The 3,879-nt window shown below is 39.0% G+C and carries 5 protein-coding genes and 1 pseudogene; 1 reads left to right on the plus strand and 5 read right to left on the minus strand.

Features of this window, described 5'->3' with window-relative positions:
• Positions 1 to 270 precede the first annotated feature (270 nt).
• The 4 genes from ACED28_RS22820 to ACED28_RS22835 all read right to left on the minus strand — a co-directional run bounded on the left by ACED28_RS22820 (position 271) and on the right by ACED28_RS22835 (position 3,056).
• Entirely contained in the window at positions 271 to 768 is a 498-nt protein-coding gene (locus ACED28_RS22820; protein WP_041472808.1) for a DUF2867 domain-containing protein, read from the minus strand.
• A 214-nt stretch (positions 769 to 982) separates the two neighbouring features.
• Complete coding sequence (locus tag ACED28_RS22825) at positions 983 to 1,657, minus strand: HAD family hydrolase (protein ID WP_371710818.1); 675 nt, start codon at positions 1,655 to 1,657, stop codon at positions 983 to 985.
• A 147-nt stretch (positions 1,658 to 1,804) separates the two neighbouring features.
• Positions 1,805 to 2,143 (minus strand): hypothetical protein, encoded by a 339-nt coding sequence (locus tag ACED28_RS22830; protein WP_012603990.1) that lies wholly within the window; start codon positions 2,141 to 2,143, stop codon positions 1,805 to 1,807.
• Between the two features lie 103 nt (positions 2,144 to 2,246).
• Positions 2,247 to 3,056, minus strand: coding sequence for a class I SAM-dependent methyltransferase (locus ACED28_RS22835; protein ID WP_135384992.1), 810 nt, complete (start codon positions 3,054 to 3,056; stop codon positions 2,247 to 2,249).
• A 114-nt stretch (positions 3,057 to 3,170) separates the two neighbouring features.
• Here ACED28_RS22835 and ACED28_RS22840 point away from each other — a divergent pair.
• Positions 3,171 to 3,296 (plus strand): annotated as a pseudogene (locus ACED28_RS22840) (IS110 family transposase); the annotation flags it as partial.
• A gap of 69 nt (positions 3,297 to 3,365) precedes the next feature.
• Here the strand turns inward: ACED28_RS22840 and ACED28_RS22845 are convergent.
• Entirely contained in the window at positions 3,366 to 3,623 is a 258-nt protein-coding gene (locus ACED28_RS22845) for a hypothetical protein (protein ID WP_017093519.1), read from the minus strand.
• Positions 3,624 to 3,879: the final 256 nt, after the last annotated feature.

Genomic DNA, 3,879 nt, shown 5'->3' on the forward strand with positions numbered 1-3,879 from the left:
GAAATACGCGAAACGGGGTTGTTCTATCTTTAAATTTAATTACGCAACAAAGCCCATCGAACGTTCCTTTTCATCGTTGTAAGCTAACGCCCAATAACGTAACCAAACACACTCAAATCTACCATCTAAATCACTAAAGCAAAGCCGAACGGCAACGGCAACGGCAACGGCCAAGTGTTAACTGTCTGCTCAAATTACTAGCTATATTTCTTGATTTATAGCTTTCACCTGCCCAATTAAAGTATCGTATTCATACTCAATCCCTATTTGTTATGCCTGTTCTAACCCTTTCAGGGAGCTTGGTACTATTATTTTATGAAATGGCGTAACGAAGAACATATAGGTCTTACCAAACACATTGTTCACATGAACCACGGTATTTGCGTGAACAATTGCGGTTTCTCCTTCAGGCTCAATAAGAAAAGAAACTCGGACATTAAGATGTTTATCACAGTCTTCTAATACAACTTCATTCTCAGTTGAACTGACCAGTGTAAAAATACCGACTCGTTCGCCTACTACATATTCTGAACCTAATTTATCTCGGGATACATCTTGTAGACCCCCCAAGTTTTTTAAACCGAGTTTAGATACAACCCAGTTTCTCGTAGACATCAGAAATGCAATCCAAGTCGGTGTTTGAGTTGCTATTTCAAGAAATACTTCAATAGCAGTTTGGTTGTTGTATTTTATTTTTTTCGAAAAGCTATCACAGAAATATGAATTTTTGGAATACTCGCTCAATAGTGACTTCTTGGGTATAGACATAAACTCTCCTTGATGATGAAAAGTCGACAATTCGCCATAGCTAATAATATGGACTCCCCCTCCTGAGGAACTGCCACACTTAAGTGGGATTACACCGGAGGTAACATGTCTGATGATTCTTACTTCAGCGGTATCACTCTAACTAAAAAACACTTTAGCCTTCATGCCGCAGACCAACATGGCAAGGCAATACTGAGAAGTCAGTTACTCGATCTTAATTACTAATCTCATACTCGTTTTTTATACGGGGCAATTCCTCATATGTACTGATTGCTTTAACTGCACCGCTTAGATCATTTTTACCATTAAAGCTATGCTTAACAGCAATGACGTCACAGCCACTAGATTTACCAGCACGAATACCCGCTGTGGAATCTTCAAACACAATTGTTTGGCCAGGTGAAGCCGCTAATCTACCAAGAGCTAAAGTATAGGCTTCAGGATCCGGTTTATGCTTAGTTACATGCTCCTGTGTGATAACAAGGTCAAAAGCATTCTCTAGCTGCAACGAGGTTAAAATATTATCAACCATCCATGTTGCTGCTGAACTAACAACTCCACACTTTTTCCCTGCTAGTTTTAACTGTTCTATGTAAGCCTTAGCCCCAACATTTAGCTCAAGATCATCATTGAGCATCTGTTCGTAATGAGCTCGAAAGTGGCAATTAAACTCTTCTAAGTCAGGAGCAATATTTGCATTTTCAAAAAAGTGACCCGTTACAACCTGCCAACTTTCCCCCATAACATCTTTGTAAATGTTGTGGTCTACGTGTGCGCCATAATCTAAACAAGCTAATGCTAACGCTTTGCCCTTTAAAGGCTCTGAATTTACTAATGTTCCGTCCATATCGAACAGATAAACTTCGTAATCTTTCAATTCACTCTCCATGTTAGATTTTTCAAGCTCGTATAAGCCTAGTTAACCAGTGAAAAAAACAATGCAACCAAACTAATATGACTACCTTACCCACAAAAGCCGACCATTACAAAGTGCCGAGCGTTTTGGAATCCAGTTAAACAATTTATTCGGTGATGGCTACGATAGTAGGCAATAAAGTAGTGGCAATAAACTAGCAATCAATAAGCTGTGCCCAACAGACGTACTCTCTAATTTTGTCACAATGGTTGATTTAGCAGACTCGTTTTCAATTAACGAACTAGCAGAAACGCCAGCCATGTTACTAGGGTCACTATATCCGACCTTATGACCGGAAAAAGACAAAAGTGAACCCAGAGCAAGAAGAATTAGCATTGAATAGAACGCATAATCACTAGAAAATGCTAGTTTCAAATAGCCTGTGAAATACTCGAAAGTAACTACAATTAGCAGTGCTAATAAATTTGATAGCACTATCAACCTTACGAATTTAAACATATTCCCTCTGAGACCAATAGAACAGCTAACGTCCCAATAAACGGTGAGTGTACGAGTGCCATAATGAAGCGAAACGGAATCGGCACACGTTTATGAATCCGACTTAACTGCTTTGTGAACTGGCTTTTCTAGCGATCACTAAACCATGATTACTTGATCCCAAAAGGCTTGCTTCGTCGCAATTTGCTAAATGATAATCTAACCATGTCTGATATTGAGATGGCGTAAAGTTATTAACACCGTTAGATATGTAACGTCCAAATCCATCTGTTGCTGCGTGTCCAATTACATTAAACCCATTTTTGTTTACAAGATTTTCAATTTCACTAGGCGTTGCGAAATACCCGACCTTGAAAAAACTATCGGCTTTAGCGTTTGATACCGTGCCATGTTTATTTAACTCTAGAAGCACCTCCGGAGTGACTAGCTCTGGAAATTGTTGGGCAAACATACCAGCGACAAAGAAACGTGAAATATAGGCTATGGCTAGTACACCATTTGGCTTTAAAATCCTTAGTGCTTCATTAACCGCAAGCTCTCTTTCATGCAGAGTTTTTAGGTGGTACAAGGGCCCAAGAATTACACAAACGTCTTGAGAATTACTTTCGATAAATGACACATCACAAGCATTACCCTCAAACACTTTTAACTCTATACCTTCAGATTTTGCTTTAGTATTTAAAATCTTCACTTGGTCAGGCGCAAGTTCTACTGCTGTAACATCACAACCTAATTTCGCAAAATGTAAGGAATAGCGCCCCGTTGCTGCTCCTAACTCACATACTGATTTTCCTTTAAGTAAATAAGGTGTGAGTTTATGTATCGTAGTATCAAACTCTAACTGAGCAATATATTGCCGAGTTAGCCTTTCATCTTCGTTTGCACCCGTATATTGGGCTATCAATTCTTCCATTGATCAACATCTCCTTTGCCAGTGAGCACCGAATTAAGTAGCTGACAACGCTACCACTACACAGTCGACTTAAATTTGTTATTAGAACGATACTTAAAGGTATCGCCCTAACAAAAAAACCACTTTAGTCTTCATGCCGTAGATCCAGATGGTAAAGTTATACTTCAGAAGTCAGTAACTCGCTATAAGCTACTGACTACAATAGCAAATATGCAACTCATACGTATAGGCGTTGAAGCGAGTAGCGAAAATAGCTAACTGGTCTATAAAATTGCTATCGCTTGTTATAAGCGAACTAGCTTGACCGTATTACTTATTTTTATTGTTCAGCCCAGACTCTAGTGCTGCTGCCTTAGTTTTAGCTGACTCTTCATAAGCATTAAATACATCGCTATTTTTACGACCGCTAAAGTGCAGAAAACTATGAATAATAAGCATAAAGAAGGATATCAACACAACAAATATGGGCGCTAAACCGAACCCATCAATGTTCATTGATAAAAGACCTATAACAAAAAACACACTCGATATAAGTGCAACCGATTTACTGCGAGATGATGAGCCCATAGGTAACCCGCTTTACATAACTAAAGAAAGAATAATACTTAGAACCTTTTACGCATACTTTGAAATACTTAACAAATGCAATAGCTTATAACGAAAAGTTAAAGCGTGAACAACGCAATACCGAAGCTACTGCAAACACCTTAATCACTAAAACCAACGCACAGTGAAAATGCCACGCGTGGGGAATCACTCTTAAATTGTTTGTTGAACGAAGCCGCTGCGCGGCAGAGTAAAGCGAGTGCAAGCCATACTCTTG

Origin of the sequence: Vibrio sp. 1F253 (assembly GCF_041439295.1) — a bacterium.
Lineage (GTDB): Bacteria > Pseudomonadota > Gammaproteobacteria > Enterobacterales > Vibrionaceae > Vibrio > Vibrio tasmaniensis_A.